This is a genomic window from Kribbella pittospori, assembly GCF_004331465.1.
GTDB lineage: Bacteria > Actinomycetota > Actinomycetes > Propionibacteriales > Kribbellaceae > Kribbella > Kribbella pittospori.
This window is the reverse complement of sequence record NZ_SJKB01000001.1, coordinates 141,344-162,459: the sequence shown is the minus strand read 5'-3', so window position 1 is coordinate 162,459 and position 21,116 is coordinate 141,344. Positions and strand designations below refer to the sequence as shown.

At 67.8% G+C, this 21,116-nt stretch carries 18 protein-coding genes; 3 read left to right on the top strand and 15 right to left on the bottom strand.

Features of this window, described 5'->3' with window-relative positions; all coding sequences use genetic code 11:
• Positions 1-421 precede the first annotated feature (421 nt).
• From E0H73_RS00820 to E0H73_RS00800, 5 genes are all read right to left on the bottom strand, one after another.
• Entirely contained in the window at positions 422-2,983 is a 2,562-nt protein-coding gene (locus E0H73_RS00820) for an ATP-binding protein (protein WP_131349953.1), read from the bottom strand.
• A gap of 168 nt (positions 2,984-3,151) precedes the next feature.
• On the bottom strand, positions 3,152-3,358 hold the full coding sequence (locus E0H73_RS00815; RefSeq protein WP_131349951.1) for a hypothetical protein: 207 nt from the start codon (positions 3,356-3,358) through the stop codon (positions 3,152-3,154).
• Positions 3,359-3,458: 100 nt separating this feature from the next.
• Entirely contained in the window at positions 3,459-3,878 is a 420-nt protein-coding gene (locus E0H73_RS00810; RefSeq protein WP_131349949.1) for a secondary thiamine-phosphate synthase enzyme YjbQ, read from the bottom strand.
• Between the two features lie 48 nt (positions 3,879-3,926).
• Positions 3,927-6,407: a leucine--tRNA ligase gene (gene leuS / locus E0H73_RS00805; RefSeq protein WP_272949105.1), complete on the bottom strand. Its 2,481-nt coding sequence runs from the start codon at positions 6,405-6,407 to the stop codon at positions 3,927-3,929.
• A gap of 168 nt (positions 6,408-6,575) precedes the next feature.
• Entirely contained in the window at positions 6,576-7,208 is a 633-nt protein-coding gene (locus E0H73_RS00800; protein WP_238163735.1) for a TetR/AcrR family transcriptional regulator C-terminal domain-containing protein, read from the bottom strand.
• Positions 7,209-7,271: 63 nt separating this feature from the next.
• Here E0H73_RS00800 and E0H73_RS00795 point away from each other — a divergent pair, with 63 nt between their 5' ends.
• Entirely contained in the window at positions 7,272-7,730 is a 459-nt protein-coding gene (locus tag E0H73_RS00795; protein ID WP_131349947.1) for a hypothetical protein, read from the top strand.
• Between the two features lie 4 nt (positions 7,731-7,734).
• Here E0H73_RS00795 and E0H73_RS00790 read toward each other — a convergent pair whose 3' ends face one another.
• The 8 genes from E0H73_RS00790 to E0H73_RS00755 form a co-directional block, all read right to left on the bottom strand.
• Complete coding sequence (locus E0H73_RS00790) at positions 7,735-8,619, bottom strand: LLM class flavin-dependent oxidoreductase (RefSeq protein ID WP_131349945.1); 885 nt, start codon at positions 8,617-8,619, stop codon at positions 7,735-7,737.
• Between the two features lie 152 nt (positions 8,620-8,771).
• On the bottom strand, positions 8,772-9,662 hold the full coding sequence (locus tag E0H73_RS00785; protein WP_131349943.1) for a helix-turn-helix domain-containing protein: 891 nt from the start codon (positions 9,660-9,662) through the stop codon (positions 8,772-8,774).
• Positions 9,659-10,426 carry a phytanoyl-CoA dioxygenase family protein gene (locus E0H73_RS00780; protein WP_131349941.1) on the bottom strand — a complete coding sequence of 256 codons (768 nt, stop codon included), beginning with the start codon at positions 10,424-10,426 and terminating at the stop codon, positions 9,659-9,661. The genes E0H73_RS00785 and E0H73_RS00780 overlap by 4 nt, the downstream gene beginning before the upstream one ends.
• Positions 10,427-10,523: 97 nt before the next feature.
• Entirely contained in the window at positions 10,524-12,293 is a 1,770-nt protein-coding gene (locus E0H73_RS00775) for a GMC oxidoreductase (protein WP_131349939.1), read from the bottom strand.
• Positions 12,293-13,186, bottom strand: coding sequence for a hypothetical protein (locus E0H73_RS00770; protein ID WP_131349937.1), 894 nt, complete (start codon positions 13,184-13,186; stop codon positions 12,293-12,295). The genes E0H73_RS00775 and E0H73_RS00770 overlap by 1 nt, the downstream gene beginning before the upstream one ends.
• 64 nt (positions 13,187-13,250) lie before the next feature.
• Positions 13,251-13,520 carry a hypothetical protein gene (locus tag E0H73_RS00765; protein ID WP_131349935.1) on the bottom strand — a complete coding sequence of 90 codons (270 nt, stop codon included), beginning with the start codon at positions 13,518-13,520 and terminating at the stop codon, positions 13,251-13,253.
• A gap of 14 nt (positions 13,521-13,534) precedes the next feature.
• On the bottom strand, positions 13,535-15,214 hold the full coding sequence (locus E0H73_RS00760) for a sodium:solute symporter family protein (RefSeq protein ID WP_131349933.1): 1,680 nt from the start codon (positions 15,212-15,214) through the stop codon (positions 13,535-13,537).
• Positions 15,215-15,306: 92 nt separating this feature from the next.
• Positions 15,307-16,302, bottom strand: coding sequence for an endonuclease/exonuclease/phosphatase family protein (locus E0H73_RS00755; protein WP_131349931.1), 996 nt, complete (start codon positions 16,300-16,302; stop codon positions 15,307-15,309).
• A 151-nt stretch (positions 16,303-16,453) separates the two neighbouring features.
• Between E0H73_RS00755 and E0H73_RS00750 the strand changes: the two genes are divergently transcribed.
• Positions 16,454-17,068, top strand: coding sequence for a hypothetical protein (locus tag E0H73_RS00750; protein WP_131349929.1), 615 nt, complete (start codon positions 16,454-16,456; stop codon positions 17,066-17,068).
• Positions 17,069-17,093: 25 nt separating this feature from the next.
• Positions 17,094-17,513 carry a carboxymuconolactone decarboxylase family protein gene (locus E0H73_RS00745; RefSeq protein ID WP_131349927.1) on the top strand — a complete coding sequence of 140 codons (420 nt, stop codon included), beginning with the start codon at positions 17,094-17,096 and terminating at the stop codon, positions 17,511-17,513.
• A 272-nt stretch (positions 17,514-17,785) separates the two neighbouring features.
• Here E0H73_RS00745 and E0H73_RS00740 read toward each other — a convergent pair whose 3' ends face one another.
• A complete protein-coding gene (locus tag E0H73_RS00740) occupies positions 17,786-18,802 on the bottom strand; it encodes an ABC transporter substrate-binding protein (RefSeq protein WP_131349925.1) in 1,017 nt (338 codons plus the stop codon).
• Between the two features lie 26 nt (positions 18,803-18,828).
• Complete coding sequence (locus E0H73_RS00735; RefSeq protein ID WP_131349923.1) at positions 18,829-21,111, bottom strand: glycoside hydrolase family 95 protein; 2,283 nt, start codon at positions 21,109-21,111, stop codon at positions 18,829-18,831.
• Between the last annotated feature and the right edge of the window lie 5 nt (positions 21,112-21,116).

The window sequence follows — 21,116 nt, the reverse complement described above, 5'->3', positions numbered from 1 at the left end:
CACCGCGGCAGGTGACCAAACCCACCGCTTCCCCGTGTCAGCCGGACCGGCACTCGTCCCCTGTGTCGTGTGCCCGGCCCAATACTGGGACCTCGCCCCGGGTCCGGCGCCCTGACGGCGCACGGCACCCGGTTCAGGCAGGACAGATCCGCACTGTGCAGCACTCCGGAGCTCTCGGCAGCCGATCGGCGCCCCCACCACTCGGCCACCGGATACCCTCCGCGTTGCCTCTCCCGAACTCGACGCCAGTGCTGCGATGAACCAAGGCCTCGTCATGGTTCACCACCCCTTCCTGCCGCCGCTGCCGGTGTCGGACTCTGCTTCGTGGAACCTGTCCTACGGCTGTAATTCTTGGTCCGGCGGCCATGTCAGGACGAGGCAGAAGAACCGGCAGTTGTCCGGCAGCTTCAGCGGATAGGCGTCACGAAAGCGCAGCGAGTACGTCGTTCGCCAGCCGCAGCACTGCCGCGGCGGGGTCGGGCTCCGGCCAGCCAGGAGCCACGGACGCGCTCTCACAGGACTCCTGCAGCACCGCCCACGCGGTCGGCAGCATCGGCGGGTCCATGGACCGCTGCCAGGCCAGCAGTTGGCCACACAGGGCGTCGCCGTCCTCGGACTTCCCGAGGGCGTGCAGGACGGCCACGGCCTCCGGCAGGACCTCGAGCAGGTACACGACCCGGCCCTCGACAACCAGCCGGTTGACGGCGTCGCGGATGCAGATCCGGGCCTGCTCCGCGTCACCGGCGTCGCGGGCCATGCGGCTGCGGTAGCGCATCACCTGGTAGTCGAAGTACCCGCGATGCCCGCGGATGTCGGCGTCCGCCTCGTCGAGCAGCGCCCGCGCCTCGTCGTACTGGCCGTCGTGGTACTCGACCATGGCCAGGCAGCCGGCCACCTTGGTGCGCTCCGGGTCGTCGGAGGCCTGACTGCCGCGGGCGAGCAGCGCCCAGCGCCGCGCGTCGGCCAGGTTGCCGAGCTCCAGCTCAACGCGACTGAGCGCCATGTACGCGATCTCGTCCGGGTACACGCCTGGGTTGACCAGTGCGGCCTGCCAGGCGAGCAACAGCTCCTTGGCCTCGGGCAGGCGACCCCAACGCAGCAGAGCGAGGCCGCAGATGGCCTGCACGGTCGCGGACCGCTGCACGTCGCCGTGCTTGCGTGCGTCGTCCACCAGCGCGGGGATCTCGGCAAGGCTCTGGGTGTCGAGCAGATGCGAACCGGACGACACCCATCCGCCGCGCGCGACCAGACCCATCTCAGTCTCGCCGGGGATCAGTGTGCGGGCCTCGCCGTAGTGCCGCCGCGCACCGCGGACGTCACCGGTGAGGCTGGACAGCCGCCCGGCGATCGCGCGCAGCATGCCGCTGACTTCCTTGTCCGCGACGTTGTCCGCGCACAAGGTCGCCCAGCGGATCCCGCTCTCGGCCACACTCGCCTGGTACTGCCAGGCGATCCGGAACCCGAGCACAATCCGCGCGGCGACGTCCCACTGCCCAAGCTCGGCAGCGCGAGCAAGCGCCACCTCGAACAGAGCTGAGTTGGCGTTCGCGGCCCGGTAGCGCCGTTCCCGATCAGGCGAGGACCACGCGCCCTCCAGCCCGGAGACATAGTTCGAGCACCACGCCACCGCGCGGTCGCGGAACTCAATCAGGTCGTCCCCTTGCGACGACAGACCGGCGTAGGCGTGCTCGCGGATCGTCTCCAGCAGCTTGTAGCGGGCGCCGTACAACTGCTCGAACTCGTGCACCGGCTGCAGCAGCGACTTGTCCACCAGCTCGGCCAGCAGCATCGGTACGTCGGCCGCGTCGATCGGATCGCCCGTACACACGCCGGCCACCGCATCCAGCGTGAACGGCGACCCGAGCACCGAGGCGCGGTAGAGCAACTGCCGCGCGGCGTCGGACAGCGCGTCCACGCTCCACGCGATCGTGTCGGCCAGTGTCCGCTGGTGAGGCGCACCGAACCGACGGGGCCCGGACAGCAGCCGGAACCGGTCGTCCAACGCGGCCAGAATCGTTTCCACCGACAGCGACCCGGCCCGCGCGGCCGCCAGCTCCAGAGCAAGCGGCAGCCCATCCAACCGGCGACACAGCCGGGCGACGATCGACGCGTTCTCCTCGCTCAGTACGAAATCGGGCCGGACCCGAGCCACCCGCCGGCAGAACATCTCCACCGCCGGGCTCGCCGCGATGTCCGCAAAGTCCCTGTCGTTCTCCGGTACACCGAGCACCTGCACCCGACGGACCACCTCATCCGGCAGCCCGAGCGGGATCCGCGAGGTCACCAGCACGCCGATCCCCGGGAAGCTGCGGACCATCCGGTTCGCCACCGTCGCGACGCCGTCGAGCACGTGCTCGGCGTTGTCCTCGACGATCACCAGGTCGCCCGGTCGGCGGCCGGACAATACGTCGTCCAGGTCCGACGTACCGGGAGCCGTGCCGAACGCGTCCAGGATCGCGGACGGTACGGCGGCGTCCCGCTGGACGGTCGTGAGGTCGACGACCACCACGGTGGTGTCAGCACCGGAGAACTTGTCGGCCGCGGCCAGCGCTAGCTCGGTCTTGCCGACTCCACCCGGTCCGACGAGCGTGACGAGCCGGTTCTGCCGCAGCAGCCCTTCCAGCTCCAGCAGCTCCTGCTCACGGCCGACGAGGCCGTCCGGGATCGGCCGCGTCCCGCGCCAGCGCAGTCCGGTAGGTGCCGGGTCTGCGACCGAGATCACCGGTCGTACGGCGCCGTGCCCGGCCGCGGCGATGAAGCGGTCCGCGTCGCTGGGTCCGAGCCCGAGACCCTCGGCGAGCAGCCGGACGGAGTCCTTCCGGGGACGCGCCACCCGGCCGGCTTCCATCTCGCGGATACTCCGCACGCTGAGCCCGGCCCGGTCGGCCAGCTCCTCCTGGGAGAGGCCCGACTGGACTCTCAAGTCGAGCAGGAGATCGGCGAAGCCCCGCCGCCCCTCAACCCGGCCATCCGTGTCCGACAAAGCCCGTCACCCCTCTAGAGCCTCACGTTCCTGTCACAACATAGCGTGACTGAGCGATCGGTGCCGGGTGCGTCCAGTGAGCGGTATCACACAGAACTGTTGACCAAGGCAACGGGTCTACTTCAGAACGCAATTACTGAACGCGCAGAAAACGTCCCATCCGGTGATTCAAGCACTTGCGCGAACCGAGCCGGATTCATTGTCGCCGGCGTAGAGGGAAAGAATTCCGGCCCAGTCGTCGAGCCGGGCCCGGGTGTCCGCGCGGCCGGAATCGGCATTCGTCAGGCTGCCGTCACAAATAGCGCGGGTGGCGCGGATCAGGAGTTCGGTGCCGAGGCCATGCCAGTGGTCCCGCAGAGTCTCAAGGGCTGCCATGCGGGTAATTCAATCGGAGCCGTGTTTCGCGAACGTAACGCGATCGGCAACATCACGATAAGTCACCGAAATCCCTCCCGGCGAGTTACCGGGTAGTCCGTTAACCGGGAAGCCAGGAAAGCCGGACCTGCCGCCGGGGATTGTCGACATTGGTATCGACCAGGCAGATCGACTGCCAGGTGCCGAGCATCATCCGCCCGTCCAGCACCGGGATGGTCGCGGAGGGCGGAATCAGCGCCGGCAGCACGTGGTCGCGCCCATGCCCCGGCGTACCGTGCCGATGCTGCCACTTGAAGTCGCGCGGCAGCAGTTGCTCGAACACCGCGAGCAGGTCGGTGTCGCTGCCGGCCCCGGTCTCGAGGATGGCGATCCCCGCCGTCGCGTGCGGGACGAAGATGTGCAGCAGTCCGTCGCCCTGGGCCTGATGAGCCTCGGAGTCGACGAACCGCTCACACCTGCTCGTCAGGTCGAAGACGACTTCCGCACCGCCGGTCGTGACATCGATCAGGTCAGAACGCATCTGAGCAGCCTAGCCCGTGCCACCTCGGCACGGGCCAGGCCGGAAAGATCAGGCCGGAACGATGTTGACCAGCTTCGGCGCGCGGACGATGACCTTGCGGACACCACGGCCGTCCAGCGCCTTCTGGACGGCATCGGAGGCGAGCGCCAGCTGCTCCAGGTCGGCGTCGCTGATGTCGGGCGCGACCTCCAGCCGGTCCCGCACCTTGCCGGCGATCTGGACCACGCAGGTGACCGTCTCCTGGACCAGCAGCGCCGGGTCGACCTTCGGCCAGCCGGCCTTCGCGACGGTCGGCTCGTGCCCCAGCGTCTCCCACATGTCCTCGGCCGTGTACGGCGCGACCAGGCTCAGCAGCACCGCCACCGTCTCGACCGCCTCCCGGACCGCCGGATCGGCCGCACCCGGTCCGGCGTCGATCGCCTTCCGGGTCGCATTCACCAGTTCCATGATCCGGGCAACCATCACGTTGAACCGCATCGAGTCGATCAGCTCGGCCGAGTCCGCGATCGTCCGGTGGGTGATCCGGCGCAGCTCGACGTCACCGGTCGAGGGATCCGATCCCAGCGGCGCCTCGACCGATCCCGCCAGCCGCCAGGCCCGCTGCAGGAACTTCAGCGAGCCTCCCGGCGACATGTCGGCCCAGTCGATGTCGTCGGCCGGCGGACCGGCGAACACCATCGTCAGCCGGACTGCGTCGACGCCGTACAGGTCGATCTGGTCGCCCAGGTTGACGCCGTTGCCCAGCGACTTGCTCATCGACTTGCCCTGGTTGATCACCTGGCCCTGGTTCAGCAGCCGGGTGAAGGGCTCGACGACGGTCAGCATGCCCATGTCGTGCAGCGCCTTGACGAAGAACCGCGCGTACAGCAGATGCAGTACGGCGTGCTCCTTGCCGCCGACGTACTGGTAGACCGACATCCACCGCTCGGCCGCGGCCGGGTCGTAAGGGCCGTCGGTGTACTCCGGCGACAGGTAGCGCAGGAAGTACCAGGACGAGTCGACGAAGGTGTCCATCGTGTCGGTGTCGCGCTCGGCCTTGCCACCGCACTTCGGGCAGTCGACCTCGACCCACTCACGGTCCGCGGCCAGCGGCGACACGCCCTTCGGCGCCAGGTCGGCACCGCGCAGGTCGGGCAGCTCCATCGGCAACTGGTCGTCCGGGACCGGCACCTCGCCACACGTCGGGCAGTGGATGATCGGGATCGGCGCGCCCCAGAACCGCTGCCGGCTCAGCAGCCAGTCGCGCAGCCGGTAGTTGATCGTCCGCTCGCCCAGGCCCTTGCTGTCCAGCCAGTCGATGATCCGGGCCTTGGCCTCGTCGACGCCCAGCCCGTCCAGGCTGATCTCGTCGTTCGCGCTGTTGATCGCCGGGCCCTCGCCCGTGTACGCCTTGCCCTCGAAATCGGGCGACGGCTGCACGGTCCGCACGATCGGCAGGCCGAACTTCTCCGCGAACTCCCAGTCCCGCGTGTCCTGGCCGGGCACTGCCATGATCGCGCCGGTGCCGTAGTCGGCCAGCACGTAGTCGGCGGCCCAGATCTGGATCCGCTCCCCGGTCACCGGGTTGATCGCGTACGACCCCAGGAACACACCGGTCTTGTCCCGCTCGGTGCTCAGCCGCTCGATCTCGGTGGTCGACTTGACCGCGGTCAGGTACTCGTCGAACGCGGCCTGCTGGTCAGGGGTGACCAGCTCGGCGGCCAGCTTCGCGTCCGGCGCGACCACCATGAAGGTGGCGCCGAACAGCGTGTCCGGCCGGGTCGTGAAGACCCGGATCGGCTCCTCCCGGCCCTCGACCTGGAAGTCCGCGAACGCGCCCTCGGACCGGCCGATCCAGTTGCGCTGCATCAGCAGGATCTCTTCCGGCCACTGCAGCAGCTCCATGTCGTCCAGCAGCCGCTGGGCGTACTCCGTGGTCTTGAAGTACCACTGGGTCAGCTCGCGCTTGGTGACCTCGTTCCCGCACCGCTCACAGCGGCCCTGGATCACCTGCTCGTTGGCCAGCACGGTCTGGTCGTGCGGGCACCAGTTGACGAAGGACGCCTTGCGGTACGCCAGCCCGCGCTCGTAGAACCGCAGGAACAGCCACTGCGTCCACTTGTAGTACTCCGGGTCGGACGTGTGCAGCCGGCGCGACCAGTCGAAGCTCATGCCGTAGCGCCGGATCGACTCGGCCTGCGTCTCGATGTTCGCGTAGGTGTACGTCGCCGGGTGCTCGTTGCGCTTGATCGCCGCGTTCTCGGCGGGCAGCCCGAAGGAGTCCCAGCCGATCGGGTTCAGTACGTCGTACCCCTGCTGGAACCAGTACCGCGACAGCAGGTCGTGCAGCGCGAAGACCTCGGCGTGGCCCATGTGCAGGTCGCCGGAGGGGTAGGAGAACATCGTGAGCGCGTAACGCCGCTCGGCCGAGCCGTCGTCACGTGCCTTGAACGGGTCCAGCTTCTCCCACACCGGCCGCCACTTGGCCTGCATGACGTTGAAGTCGTACCCACCCCGGTCGATCGGGGCGTCCTCCACCTGCTCGCTCACGGTCCTACTCCCGCACTCGTGTGTTGTTGAGCCTAAATCTGCCAGACGGCGTTCCCAGAAATGAAAAAGCCCCTCACACAGGAGGGGACGCCGCACTGACCGGCGCTCATCGGCGCCTGGATGCCAGTACGGCTAACTAAGGAGCAGGCTCACTCGCATGCGACCAGTCTAGCGCGTCGAGCCTAGACCGGACACCAGGGCGTCAAGGGCGAACACGAAGCGTGCTTCCGCATCCCGCGGTCCCTTCGCCGCCTCGGCCAGCAACGGGAACTCGGACAGGTCGAGCGGCGCCAGCTGATCGACCGGATCGCCCTCCGATGCGGTGACGACCTGGCCGACGACGAAGCCGGTCACCGCGTAAATGACATCCAGCGCGTCAGCCGGTGCGAGACCAGCAGACCGCAGGCTCTCCAACGCGGTCTCCAGCGTCTGAAGGTTCTGTGCGGTGATGGCCGGTCGGGATGCGATCAGTGGGACCAGATTGGGGTGCGCGAGCAGTGCGGCCCGCAGATCCAGCGCGTATCTGCGGATCCCGTCCTGCCAAGGCGTCGCGAACACCGGCGGGGCAATCGAGGCGACGAGCTGCTCGACCAGGCCGTCCAGCAGGGCGTCCTTGTTCGGCACGTGGTGGTAGATCGTCATGGCCTCGACGTCCAGCTCGGCGCCGAGCCGGCGCATCGAGAGCGCCTTCAGCCCTTCGCGATCGGCCAATGCGAGTGCGGCCCGTAGTACTGCTTCACGGGTCAGCCCCACGCTGTGGCCACGGGTACGGCGTGCAGTCATCGGGTCCCTGAATCTCATTTGATCATTCTTACGGCGTAAGTATACCCTGAAACATACACCGTAAGAATCAGGAGGATCGCGATGACCACCATCGCCGCACCACCCCGCTCACCGTCGTACGTCAGACCTGCTCTGTACGTCGGCCTGTTGCTGACCGTTCTCGCCACGCTCGCGCCGTTGATCGACATCGTCACGATCGACGTCATCGCCGACCACGTCCGGGCGGCGTACCCGGCGTGGCCGCAGAAGTCGGTCCTAGCCGACCGCAACGCGATCGCCATCTACCTGACCGCCGTCGGAGTCGTCGGCCTCGTCGGCTGGCTGTACGCGATCTGGGGCGTCGCCCGCGGCAAGCGCCGGGTCCGCGCGATCAGCACTGTGCTGTTCGTCGTTGGTGCGACCATCCAGCTGGTCGGTCTGTCCATCGGCGGCGAGGCGTACACCACGATCGTGCCGCCGTTGCACGGAATCATCGGCGTACTGCCGTCCTTGGCCGGACTAGTCGCGGTCATTGGCCTCTGGCGCCGCCGGAGAGACTGACCGGTCAGAGCAGTGCACGTACGGCGGCGAGGTGGTCGACCTGGGTACGCCAGTCGGTGCCAGCAACACCCAGTACGGCGTGACTCGCGCCGGCGTCGGCGTACCGACCGAGCTGATCGGCCACCTGCTCGGCAGTGCCCGTGAGCGGCAGGGACAGCGCCCGTTCGTACGGCATGCCGTAGCCGGCTGCTATCACCGCTGCCAACGCTCGGACGGCAGCATCGTCGGCACCTCCGGCTGACACCCCGCCGATGGCGATCGTGGGCACGGGCCTCGCGAACCGGTCCGCGAGCTCCTCGAGATGCTCCCGGCCGGTGGCCACGTCCTCGACCGGCACGAGCGAGGGGAACCAGCCGTCACCCAGTTGCGCCGCCCGTCGCCGAGCCACCGCGGAGTCGTTGCCGACCCAGAACCGTGGCCTCGCGACGGCGGGCGCCAACTGCACGGCCTGTCCGTCGACACCGATCTCCGCCGGCTTCCCGGCCAGCAGGTCGGGCAACGCGCGCAGAGCCCGGTCGGTTCGTCGCCCGCGCTCGGCGAACGGAACCTCGGCCGCCCGCCACTGCTCCTCGCCACCACCCGATCCGACCCCGAGGATCAGTCGTTCGCCAGAGACGTACTGCAGCGAGGCGATCTGCTTGGCAGCCCAGGCCAGCGGGCGGATCGCCGGCACGAACACACTCGCGCCGATCGCGATCCGCTCCGTGACAGCCGCCGCGGTCGACAGCCCGATCGTCATGTCCAAGGTCGCGGCACCGGTGGCGAGGTGGTCGCCCATCCAGATGCTGTCCAGCCCCGCCTCTTCGGCGTAACGCGCAGCCTCGCGCAGGTCGAGGTGTTCGGTTCGCTGGACGTCGACGGAGGGCAAGATGACACCGATCTTCAGCATGGGAACCAGCCTCGAACCTCAACCAAAGTCGAGGTCAAGGATGTTGTGCACACGGACAGGAGGTGTCGCCGGCGGCATGACCAGGTCACGCTCGTCGGCTCCGTCCGAGCGACGCCTTGAGTGGACACCTCCTGTCGAGCTGCACGCCGCGTCTACACGAACTCGGTGCCACCGGCGCGTCGATGCTCGCCGGGAGTACGCCCGTAGTGGCGGCGGAACGCAGTAGAGAACGGGCGTACGTCGGAATAGCCACAGGACCGGGCCACCTCCGTGACAGTGACCGTGGGGTCGAGCAGTAGCTGGGCGGCCAGCTCCAGGCGGAGGCGGCGGAGGGTAGACATGATCGATGAGCCAGTCTGCTGCTGGAAGAGTCGCTCGGCATGGCGCTCTGACAGGTGTGCGGCGGCGGCCACGTCCCGAACGGTGATCGGGCGGGAGAGGTTGTCGCGGAGGTGGCGCTGCATCGCCTCCACGACCAGAGGGCCGCGGTCCCGCCGTACCGGCTCCACTGCGAGGTCCTCGTCGAGGGCGAAGGCTCGGGCGGTCTCCATGACCAGAGTGGCGCCGAGTGCGCCCAGTGCGGTGCTGTAGCCGGACACAGGTGCTGCTGCCTCAGCCGCAAGGGCTGTGATCAGTGCAGGGAGTGAGCCGGTCCGGTCCGACATCACGGGTCCATCGGCACGTGTCAGGCCGGACCACCATCCGGGTTCGTCAGAGCCTGGCCGGAAGGTGAAGCCCCAGAAGGCGATTCCGAGGGGCTCGGTCCGGCTGGACTCGATCTCGTGGACGTCGCCGGGGCGGGCCAGGAACACCGAGCCCGGCTGGACGTCGTACCTCACGTCTCCTGAGTCGAAGCGGCCCGAGCCGGAGTAGGCCAGGCAGATCTCGTGGAACGAGTGGCTGTGCCAGTAGTTGCGCCAGTACTCCGGCTGGTAGTGCCCCCAGCTGAGGAAGTCAGCGCGGAACCCGTCGACCTCGCAGGACTCGAGCAGTCCGGCGAGGTCGACGAAACGGTCCGCGGTCGCGACATCCGCGAGGGTCAAACAGCACTCCTGCCGGTCGGGTCGACTCCTCGCAGCATCATGCCCTGCCCGAGCGAGCTGTCGTGCGTCTTCACCGTCGGCGGGTCCGCCGGGTCGCGGTACTGGATCAGCCAGGTCGTCCGGGCCTCGTCGCTGGTGTTCACCCCGGATCCGTGCACGGTCAGGTAGGTGAAGAACAGTACGTCGCCCGCCTCGGCCGGCTGCGGCGTCGCCGCCTCGAACGGCGGATCGATCAGGTGGTACGAACCCTCCGCCTCGTGCTCGCGCGGCCCGGCCTTGTGGCTGCCCGGGATCACCCGGACGCAGCCCTTCTCCACCGGCGCGTCGTCGAAGTGGAAGATCGCGGCGCCGACCCGGTGATACTTGTGCGGGAAGAACGGGTAATCCTGGTGCAGCGGGAACGGCGAGCCGTTCTCCGGCGGCTTCACGAACAGCTTGGTGTGGTGCAACTGGACGTTGTCCACCCCCATCACCGCGGCGGCCACGTCGGCGAACCGCGGGTCGATCACGAGCTTGCTGAACTCGGCGTCGTAGAACTGCGCGTCGTGCAGATGCTGCAGCCGGGTCGCTCCGTCGGACAGTCCCATCGCGGACTTCCAGGTGGCGTCCTCGTTGCTGTTCAACTGGGCCAGCAGGTCGTGGCTGCGCTGCCGGTAGTAGGCCGCCTCCTCCTTGCTGAGCAGGCCTTTCACCAGGACGAAGCCGTCCTCGGCGTACTGCTGCGCCAGGGTCGACAGATCGGGCTTGGCAGAGGTGACAGTCATCTCGAAGTTCCTCCTCCTCGGGTACTTCGAGACTACGAACACCGGCGCCCGGGCGGCAGGACCGGACCGGACGCCGATGTTCGTCAAACGGACATGACTACAAACCGAGCTGTCCCAGCCGCACGCTGATCCGCGGATCCGTGGACACGACGGGCGAGCTCGAGTGCACCCACGGGTCGCCGTCGAAGTACGTCTCGAAGATCTTCTCGGCCGTCCTGGTTGCCAGCGCCTGCGAGGTCAGCGTCGGGTTCGGGCCGCCCAGACCGTTCGACAGCGCCGAGTTGTCGGCGATGAACAGGCCCTTGACCGCGCGGGTCTCGCCACGCGGGTCGACCACGGAGTTCTTCTCCGACGAGCCCATCCGCATCGACGACTGGACGTGCAGGATCAGCGGCGCCCAATCGATCCGGTACACCTTCTTCGCACCGGCACCGCGCAGCAACTCGGCCGCCTTGCGGGCCATGAACTCGCGGTTCTTCAGCGTGCGCGTGGTGCGCCGGCGCTGCTTGAAGGTGACCTTCGGGATCGGCCCGTTCTCGTCCGCGGGCAGCGCCGACAGGGTGACCCGGTTCTGCGCCTCGACGTCGTCGTCGGTGATCACCAGCACACTCAGCAGGCGGTCCATCCCGTGCGACAGGACCTCCTTCAGTTCCGGCCCCATCACCCGCCCGGCTGGACCGTCCCACGGCCCGGTCCGCCCACGACCGTTCTTGTACTGCCCGCGGATCCCGCTGTCCGACAAGGTCCCCGCGAACGCCGCGAGCGCCGGCGGCAGGCCGACGTTCTCCAGACCGCCGTACGGCGGGTAGTCCAGCCGCGCGCTCGAACCGACGCCCTTCGGGTTGCCGGTGTAGTCGTCGAAGACGCCGAACACCCAGTCGAAGAAGTGATCGGTGTAGCCGCGACCGACCCAGCCGTTCGGGTTCGGCAGGCCGCTGTTGAACCAGAGCCGCGGGTTCTCCGTGCAGCCGCCCGACATGACGACGACGCGTGCGTCCTCGCGACGCTCGGTGTCTCCGGAGCGCCACGTCACCCCGGTGGCGGTCAGTACGCCGTGCCGCTTCTCGGTGTGCACCTGGGTGACGAAGGCGTCGGCGATCAGGTCGACCGGCTTGCCGCCGCGCGACCACACCTCCGCCGTCAGCGCCATCGGGACGTAACTGTTGTCCGTCGAGCGCTTCGCGAATTGGTTGCGCGGGGCACCGTTCGGCCGCATGCACCCCTGGAAGCAGTAGCCGCAGAAGGTGCAGCCGGTCGCCTTCGGATAGACGAGCAGATCCTTGTCGGCGGTCTTCCCGGCCGTCCCGCCCGGCTGCAGGATCGCGTTCTCCTGCGGGCGGTACGACGGCCGATGCGTGGTCTTGGTGGTCTGCACCGGCAGTCCGAGCGTCTCCGCACCGCGGAAGAACGTCTGCTCCTTGTGGCCCATCGCTGCCGTCATCACCGGCATGGTCGCCTCGACCCATTCGAAGTACGGCACCAGGTCGCCGTACGTGAACGGGAACCGGTGATCGACGTCGTAGCCGTTGCGGTCCGGGCCGTCGTACCCCTCGAAGACGCCCGGGTAGGCGCGTGGGTAGTTGCCGTAGAAGTGCTGCGTGGTGCCGCCGACGCCGGACAGCTGCCAGACGAACGAGTTCTGCGGCCATTCCCGGTACCAGGCCGGTTTGTCCCGGTCGGACGGGCCCCAGCGCAGGTAGCCGGTGAGTGGGTTGTTCGCGTCGTCCTCGAACGTCGTCCACTCCTCGCGCGGCTTCGCGTGCCGTGGGCCGGCCTCGAGCAGGAGTACGTCGAGGCCCTGCGCCGCCAGTTCCTTGGCCACCACAGGACCGCCGCCGCCGGCCCCGATCACGATGACGTCGCGCATCAGTCGCTCACCTTCTGCCGACCCTCGTAGTAGCCGATGAAGTCGTCCCAGCCCTCGACCGGGCCGTCCGGTTGGTAGCCGGTGTGCTGCCAGCCGACCGGCCGCTCCCGCAGCGTACGGGTCACCTTGTCGTAGACGGCCGATTCGCCGTACGCGCCGAAGGTGGCGAACTCGATCAGCGCGCCGCCGACGAACTTCAGCAGCCCGGAGACCGACGCCTTGAGCGGCTCCGGGAACTGCACGTCGAGCAATTCGACGAGATCCGCGTCGGTCCGCTCGATCGGCTCGAACGCCGTCGCCTTCTCGGCGTACGAGAGCCGCGCGAACGGCGACAGGTGCGGCCCGTTCACCGCGAGCGGGTTGACCTGGGTCGCCATCAGGTTGAGCAGGCCGGCGATCGGGAACGACAGCGGCAGCGCCTCGTCGCTCTCCAGGTACGCCGCCAGCGCGCGATCCAACCGGCGGAGGTCGACCGGGAGCACCTCGAGTCCCGGCAGTGCGATGCCAGCGTCAGCGAGGCCAGTCACCAGGGCGGCCCCGACCGGCTGGGCGATCGCGTCCGGGAACGGGACGAAGTTGTCCAGCGAGTTGATGATGAAGTCGGTCGCGCCCGCCTCGATCGCACCCGGCGTCGGGCTCGGGGTGCCCTGGGTCCGCGAGTACGGATCCCGGCCGGGCATCGCGAAGACGGTGAGCCCGTTCAGCGTGTCCCGGGCGAGCTCCGCCAGCACCGGCCGGATCAGATCGACGGCCGGCGGCAGCAGCGAGTCGGTCGCCGCGTCAGCCGGAGCGAGCAGGCTCCGAGTCAGCAGGCCGCCGCCACCGACGGCCGCGCCGAGCACGCCGACCCGAGCCAGGAAGGCTCTTCTGGAATGTACCCGAGCACCGACCATGCGCCGTCCTCCGCTGTGGGACCAGTTGTGCTGTTGGTCCCACAACGAGTCGCGTGGATCGGGGTTACTCCTCGGTCTTTGCGGCCTCGGCCCGTGCCTGCTCCTCGACTGGTACGACGATGGGCCGGAGCCGGGCCCAGAGGACGAACAGGGCCGCGAACACGAGCATCGCGATGCCGCCCCACAGGTTGATGTTGATGCCGGCCGCCTTGGCGACCTCGTCCGGGTCGGCGATGATGCCGAGGATCGTCAGCACCAAACCGTAGATCCCGACCAGCGCGGCGATCACCACCCGGATGTCGAATGCTCCGGTCTTCTTCTGCTGCTCAGCCATTTCTGAACCTCCCGTCAGCCGAAGATGATGTTGAGGGCGATGACCATCGTCAGTGAGATGCCGGCCAGCAGCACCGGCCTGCGGTACCAGCCGTGGTCGCCTACCTGCGCCACCTCGGTCCGTTGTTCCTTTGGTGTCAGCGAATAGACCAGGCCGACCAGTTCGGAGTCCCGCTTGGGCACCGTCGCCAGGCTGACCAGCACGCTGATCAGGATGTCGACCACGAACGCGGCACCAGCACCGACGAAGCTGGCTCCCTGGCCCGGCAGGTCGATCACGCCGTTCTCGGACAGGACGAAGACCAGGATCGCCGTCGCCGTACCGCTGACCAGACCGGTCCACCCGGCGGTCGCGGTCATCCGCTTCCAGAACATACCGAGGATGAACGTGGCGAACAGCGGTGCGTTGAAGAACGAGAACAACTGCTGCAGGTAGTCCATCAGGTTGCTGTAGCCGGACGCGATCGCCGCCGTACCGATCGCGATCAGCGTGCCGCCGACGGTGATCCAGCGACCGGTGCGCAGGTAGAAGCCGTCGCTGCGTTCCTTGACGATGTACCGCTCGATCAGGTCGTAGGTCATGACGGTGTTGAACGAGCTGAGGTTGGCCGCCATACCGGCCATGAAGGAGGCCAGCAGACCGGTGATCGCCAAGCCGAGCATGCCGTTGGGCAGCAGGTCGCGCATCAGCAGCAGCAACGCGTCGTTGTAGGTGACCTCGCCGGTCCCGTTGGCCTTGAACTGGGCCAGTTCCGGCACGATGACGGCCGCGATGATGCCGGGGATGATCACGATGAACGGGATGAACATCTTCGGGTACGAGCCGATGATCGGCGTACGCCGGGCCGCCGACATGTTCTTCGACGCCATCGCCCGCTGGACCTCGACGAAGTTCGTCGTCCAGTAGCCGAAGGACAGCACGAAGCCGAGACCGAAGACCAGACCGATGACGGACAGGAAGTCCGAGGTGAACCCGCTCAGCGCGTTACCGGGCCACGCGCTCATCTGCTCCGCGCCGCCCGGGGACGCGCTGACCTTGTCGACCAGGCCCTCCCAGCCACCGACCTTGTGCAGGCCGACCAGCGTCAGCGGCAGCAGCGCGGCCACGATCACGAAGAACTGCAGCACCTCGTTGTAGATCGCCGCGGACAGGCCGCCCAGGGTGATGTAACTGAGCACGATCGCCGCGGCCGCGATCACCGACACCCAGATCGGCCAGCCGAGCAGCACGTTCACGATGGTTGCGAGCAGGAACAGGTTCACACCGGCGATCAGCACCTGGGCGACGGCGAAGCTGATCGCGTTCACCAGGTGTGCCGGCTTGCCGAAGCGGCGCAGCATGAACTCCGGCACGCTGCGCACCTTGGAGCCGTAGTAGAACGGCATCATCACGACGCCGAGGAACAGCATCGCCGGGACGGCGCCGATCCAGAAGTAGTGCACGGTCGGCATGCCGTACTGCGCGCCGTTCGCCGACATACCCATGATCTCGATCGCGCCGAGGTTGGCCGAGATGAAGGCCAGACCGGTCACCCAGGCGGGCAGCGAGCGGCCGGACAGGAAGAAGTCCAGGCTGTTGGAGACCGCGTTCTTGGCCAGGTACCCGATCCCGAGCACGAAGACGAAGTACGTCGCGATGATGATGTAGTCGATCGCCGTGGCATCCAGCCTCAGGATGGATTCAAGTGCGAGCATCGGCCCTCCGGATCCTCGATGTGACGCATCGTGGCATTACCGGTGAGGAACGTTACTCCTGCTTTCAACTACGGTCGCGCCGACGCACGGCGCTAGATGCGGATCTCGGCGACGACCGGGCGGTGGTCGCTGCCGGTGGAGCTCATCACCCAGGCCTTGGTCGGTGTGACGCCGCGCACCATGATGTGGTCGATCCGCGCCATCGGGAACTTGGCCGGCCAGGTGAAGCCGAACCCGTAGCCGGCCGCGCCCTGGGCCGAGCGCAGTCCGGTGGTCAACGGGGCCAGGCTGCGGTCGTTCGCCGTACCGTTGAAGTCGCCCATCACGATCACCCCGGCCAGTTTCTCGTCGGAGATCTGCCGGCCGAGCGCCTCGATCGTGTCGTTGCGCTGGTCCGAGGTGAAGCCGCTGGTGCCGACCCGGACGGAGGCGAGGTGGGCGACGTACACCGCCACCTTGCCTTGCGGGGTGCTCACCTCGGCCCGCAGCGCGCGGGTCCACTTGAAGCCGACGTCGACCGATTCGCTCTGCGCGACCGGGAACTTCGACCAGAGGGCGACGGTGTCGCGGGCCACCTCGTACGGGTACGTCTTGGCGAACGCCGCCTTGTAGACCTTCATGTCCGCCGTGGTGACCTCCTCGAGGGCGATCACGTCCGCGTCGGCGGTGAGCAGGTCCTGCGCGGTCGCCTTCGGGTTCGAGTTGTCCGCGTCGACGTTGTGCGACAGGACACGTACGTCGTACGCACCGCCGCCCTTGCCGGGGATCAGCAGGTTGCCGAACATCAGGCCCCACACCACCGCGGGCACCAGCAACGCGACACCGGCGAGGGCGGAGCGTCGTACCAGGGCCGCGATACCGAGAACCGGTACGGCGACGCCCACCCAGGGCAGGAAGGTGTCGAGCAGGCTGCCTAGGTTGCCGACCGAGTTCGGCACCCAGCGGTGGAAGAGCAGCGGTAGGGCGGACAGCACCGCGAGGACGGCGATGAACCAGCCACGACGCCACTTGCCGTTCTTGCCGCGCCCACGGGTAGTGGCCCGCGACGGCGGTTTCGGTGCTGCGACAGCGGTCTGGCGGTCCGGCATGCAGCGATTGTTGCGGACACACGGTCCGGACCAAAGCCGACGCAGGGTCCGGCGCGCCTTTTCATCCGTACGAAGGACCGGTCCGGACCGAAATGATTAGCGTTCTGTGAGGAGGCTGGTGCGAACTGCGGAGCGCGCCGACAATGCGACTATGCCGTCTGTGCAGACCGCCGAGCCGTTCGTCGTCAAGCGTCGCGGACTCGGGACGACGAAGACTGTTCTGTACCTCGGCACGCTGCTGTTCGCGCTGATGGTCCTGCTCACCGTGCTCTGCGTCGTCGTGCAACTGATCAGGGGCGAACCGATCCGCGATCCGCTCGAGGCCATCTGGCTGTCCTTCGGCGGAACACCGCTGATCTTCGCGGTCGGCCTTCCGGTCCTGCTGCTGGTCGGTGCCGTGACAACAATCGAGGAACGGCGTGAGGCCGACTCCGACGACGTACTGCTGTCGATCGACGCGGCCGGGATTCACCTGGGCGGTGAGCAACGCCGCATGATCGCCTGGCCCGACGTCCACGGTGTCTGCCGGGTGGAGCGGCACGAGGTGAACGCCGAAGGCGACGAGGTCTGGGAACCGTACCTCGTCGTCCTGGTGCACGACGAAACCTCGCTCGCCCGGAGTTCGAGGACCTGGGGCCCGTCCTGCCGCTGGCCCGGCACCGTCGAAATCCTCGGCCGGCCCCTCCCCTACGACGACCTCGTAGCAGCCGTCGCTCGCTACGCCCCCGACGTCACCGTCACCGACCGCGGCCGCACCCAGGACTGAGCCCGGGCGCGGTTAGCGTCGGGGGATGACCGCACCCGACATCAACAGCCCTGCGGAACAAGAGCGGTACGAGCGAGGTCTCGAGGTACTGACCACTGTGGATGGTGGATCAGCACCCGGCGTGATGGACAGCCTCGCCGACGTCGCCCCCGCTCTCGCTCACCACATCGTCGCCTTCGGCTTCGGCGACATCTACGCCCGCCCCGGCCTCGACCCCAAGCAACGGCAACTGGTCACGCTAGGCATCCTGACCGCACTCGGCGGCTGCGAACCACAACTCGAAGTCCACGTGAAGACCGCTCTCAACGTAGGCCTCACCCCCACCGAGATCGTAGAAGCCCTCACCCACGCCGCCGGCTACTGCGGCTTCCCCCGAGCCCTGAACGCCGTCACCGCAGCGAAGAAGGTCTTCGCCGAACGCGACCTCCTCCCAATCACCAACTAGCGGCCGACGGGGAAGCGCGCCGGGGCAGACGGACCGCCGGGCCAGCACAAGTGCGTCGGGTACGAGGTCCGCCCCGCTGGTCGCGCCGCCGTGCCACCGATTGTGATGGGCCTGGCGGTCCGCGGGAGCGCAGGCCTTCAACGAACCACCTCCGGCCGCAACCACCCGTCCGTCACCCGGCGGGCGATGAGCCCGCAGGGAATGACGGGTGGGCGGGAGCGCGCGTAGCGGTCGCGACGAAGGAGTGGCTGCGTAGCTCGCTGGGGAAAGAACTATCCCGTGGTACCGAGGAGTTTTTCGAGGTCGTTGAGGACGTCCATGGCGCCGAGCGGCCCAAGCCCGAGGAACCAGACTTCGTCGTCGACGCGGGCCACGTGACCGTCCTTCACCGCCGGCAGCGCCTTCCAGAGGTTGCCGTTGACAACGGTGTTCTCGGCGGTGGTGTTCGGTTTGCCGTAGCTGGAGTAGAAGATCCAGTCACCGGCGGCCTGCGAGATGTTCTCCTGCGACACCTCCACCGCGAGATCCTGGACGTCCTGGATCTTCGGCCGCGGCAGCCCGATGTCCTTCAGGATCACACCGATGAAGGACAGGTTCCCGTACAGCCGGATCTCCGCCGGCCGGAACCGGACCAGCGAGATCGTCGGCGAACCGTCCACCTTCGACTTCACCTCGTCGGCACGCTTCTGGTAGTCGTTCAGGATCCCGGTGGCCTTGTCCTCCTCGCCGACCGCGTCCGCGACCAGCAGGAAGTTCTCCTTCCACGGGAACCCGGGCCGGATGCTCATCACCGTTGGCGCGATCGCGTTCAGCTTGTCGTACAGGTCGTTCGCGCGGAGCTTGCTGCCGAGGATCAGGTCCGGCTTGAGCGCCGCGATCGCCTCCAGGTTCAGCTCGCTGATCCCACCGACGGTCTTGATCCCCTGCGCCTTGTCGGCCAGGTACGACGGGACGCCGGCCTGCCCCGCGGTCGTCGCCATCCCGACCGGGGTGATGCCGAGCGCCAGTACGTCGTCCAGCTCACCACTGTCCAGTACGACGACCCGCTCGGGCTTCTTGTCCAGCTTCGCCTCACCGAGCGCGTGCTTGACCGTCCGCGGGAAGACACCCGGCTGCGCGTCCGAGCCGAGCTTGGCGGTGTCCTCGTCCGCGGTCTTGAACAACCGTCCGCCGGTCGCGACGTCGGTGTCACCGACCCCGGTGTCGGCACTGCCGGTGTCGTTGCCACCACCACATCCGGCCAGCACCAGCAGGGCTGCCGTAACGACTACTACGATGCGCGTCTTCACGGACGTTGAGACTACAACAACTTTGGTTAGGCAGTCCTAACCAGGTCCACCTGTTGGCCCGCCGGCAACTCCACCGTCACCTCGCCGTCGGGCAACGCGATCCGGTAAGTACCGCCCTGCGCCGCGACCACAGACGCGGCCGTCAACCGACCATCCCTCCAACTGACATCGAAGCTCAGACCGCCCCGAGCCCGCAGGCCGCGGAACGATCCGTCCGGCCAATCCGCAGGCAACGCCGGCAGCAACCGAATCGTGTCGGTGTGGCTCTGGATCAACAACTCGGCGATGCACCCGGTCATACCGAAGTTCGCGTCGATCTGGAAGATGTCGCCGTCGCGATGCAGCAGGTTGTCCGAGACCAGTCGGCTCAGATAGTCACGGATCACCTCCGCCGCCTTCTCCGGCTCAAACAGCCGCGCCCAGAGAGCGACCAACCACGCAGCAGTCCATCCACCGTTGGTCGCATCCGCAGTCCGCAACTCCAGCGAAGTACGAGCGGCCGCGGCCAGTTCCGGCGTACGCGTTGGGTCGATCTCCGCGCCCGGATAGAGCCCATAGAGATGCGACTGATGGCGGTGGTCGGGCTCCGACGGCTTCCAGTCGGTCGGCCATTCGAACAGCCGTCCGTCCGGCGTGATCCGAACCGAAGGCAGACGGTCTCGTGCGGCCGCGGCCCGTACGGCGAGGTCGGAACTGATCCCCAGCACCTCCTCGGCCTCGCACAGGTTCGCGAACAGCTCGCGGATCAACCAGATGTCGTACGTCGACGTCAGGTCGACGGACGCCTTCTCACCGGACGGAAGGATGAAGTGGTGCTCGGGCGCGGTCGACGGAATGAACTGCAACCGGCCGTCGTCATCCTCGACCAGCATCGACAGCACGAACTCCGCCGCACCCGCGATCAGTGGGTACGCGCGGTCCCGCAAGAAGCCCGAGTCGAGCTGGAAGCGGTAGTGCTCCATGAGATGCGCGGTCAGCCAAACGCCACAGGTCGCGCACATCGACCACACCGGGTCGTCGCCACCTTCGCCGACCGGCCAGGTCGCACGCCAGATGTCAGCGTTGTGATGCGAGACCCAGCCGGGAGCGTCGTAGAGGATTCGCGCAGTCTCCGCGCCCGACGACGCCAGGCCCTCGAGCAGGTCGGTGAGCGGGTCGAAGCACTCCCCCAGGCCGGTCAGATCCGCCGGCCAGTAGTTCATCTGGGTGTTGATGTTGTTGGTCCAGTCGCTCGCCCACATCGGCCGGCGGTCCTGGTTCCAGATGCCTTGCAAGTTGGCGGCCTGAGTCCCGGGCCGAGATGACGCCATCAGCAGATACCGCCCGAAACCGAACATCAACGCGACCAGATCCGGATCGTTGCCCCCGGCAGCCACCGCCTTGATCCGCTCATCGGTCGGCACATCACTGGGCTCACCCAGCACCAACTCGGCGCGGTCGTACAACTCGATGTGATCCTCGACGTGCCGCTCACGAAGCTTGTCCAAGGCAACCGCATCCAGGACGCCGATCGCCTCCCGCAATGCCACCAGCGGATCACGGCCGGGCGGCACGGACCATCCGGCGAACGTACTTGCCGCCGACAACAACACCGTCACACTGTCGGCCCCGCGGACCGAGACACCCGCATCGGCAACGTCCACGATGCCGCCCAGGTTGGCCACGCGAAGGGCCGCACCGAAGCCGATGCCGTGACCGTCGCGGTACCGGATCGGGTCCGGACTCTGCCGGTACTCGATCGTCAGATCAGACGGCGCGTGACCGACGACACCGTAGGTGCCATCAGCAACCTCGACCCGAACCGGATGCGAGCTCTCGAGGCTCAGGTCGAGATCGATCGCACCCGGCCGGTCGGCCGTGATCGTCCACACCATCACCTGGTCCGGCGTGGACACGTACGTCTCCCGGCAGAATCGCACGCCGTCGACTGTGTAGTCGACGGCGGCGATCCCGGCTCGGAGGTCCAGACTCCGTCGGTACTCCTGTGGTTCTCCGGGCGCCTTGATCAGCAGGTCGGCGAGCGGCTGGTACGACTCCACCAGCGGTCCCTGCAACGCCCGGGTCCGCTCAGTCGCGGCCAGCCGATCACCGTCCTCCAGCAACAACCGCCGTACGTCGGCCAGCACCTCGGGACCGTCCGGCACCGTCAGCTCGCGCGGGCCGTCACCGGACCACACGTCGTCGAGGTTGAGGGCGATCCGCTCCACACCGACCCGGCCGAACACCTTGGCACCGAGGTGACCGTTGCCCAGCGGCAACGCCTCGAACCAGTCCGGCGCGGGCATGCGGAACCACAGTTCGTGGGACATGAGGA

Bases quoted from the DNA above. Each gene is read 5' to 3' on its own strand.
- E0H73_RS00770 (WP_131349937.1), bottom strand. From the start codon at position 13,186: ATGGTCGGTGCTCGGGTACATTCCAGAAGAGCCTTCCTGGCTCGGGTC.
- E0H73_RS00810 (WP_131349949.1), bottom strand. From the start codon at position 3,878: ATGCGTTCTGACCTGATCGATGTCACGACCGGCGGTGCGGAAGTCGTC.
- E0H73_RS00790 (WP_131349945.1), bottom strand. From the start codon at position 8,619: ATGCTGAAGATCGGTGTCATCTTGCCCTCCGTCGACGTCCAGCGAACC.
- E0H73_RS00760 (WP_131349933.1), bottom strand. From the start codon at position 15,214: ATGCTCGCACTTGAATCCATCCTGAGGCTGGATGCCACGGCGATCGAC.
- E0H73_RS00755 (WP_131349931.1), bottom strand. From the start codon at position 16,302: ATGCCGGACCGCCAGACCGCTGTCGCAGCACCGAAACCGCCGTCGCGG.
- E0H73_RS00735 (WP_131349923.1), bottom strand. From the start codon at position 21,111: ATGTCCCACGAACTGTGGTTCCGCATGCCCGCGCCGGACTGGTTCGAG.
- E0H73_RS00750 (WP_131349929.1), top strand. From the start codon at position 16,454: ATGCCGTCTGTGCAGACCGCCGAGCCGTTCGTCGTCAAGCGTCGCGGA.
- E0H73_RS00765 (WP_131349935.1), bottom strand. From the start codon at position 13,520: ATGGCTGAGCAGCAGAAGAAGACCGGAGCATTCGACATCCGGGTGGTG.
- E0H73_RS00745 (WP_131349927.1), top strand. From the start codon at position 17,094: ATGACCGCACCCGACATCAACAGCCCTGCGGAACAAGAGCGGTACGAG.
- E0H73_RS00775 (WP_131349939.1), bottom strand. From the start codon at position 12,293: ATGCGCGACGTCATCGTGATCGGGGCCGGCGGCGGCGGTCCTGTGGTG.
- E0H73_RS00800 (WP_238163735.1), bottom strand. From the start codon at position 7,208: ATGAGATTCAGGGACCCGATGACTGCACGCCGTACCCGTGGCCACAGC.
- E0H73_RS00795 (WP_131349947.1), top strand. From the start codon at position 7,272: ATGACCACCATCGCCGCACCACCCCGCTCACCGTCGTACGTCAGACCT.
- E0H73_RS00780 (WP_131349941.1), bottom strand. From the start codon at position 10,426: ATGACTGTCACCTCTGCCAAGCCCGATCTGTCGACCCTGGCGCAGCAG.
- E0H73_RS00815 (WP_131349951.1), bottom strand. From the start codon at position 3,358: ATGGCAGCCCTTGAGACTCTGCGGGACCACTGGCATGGCCTCGGCACC.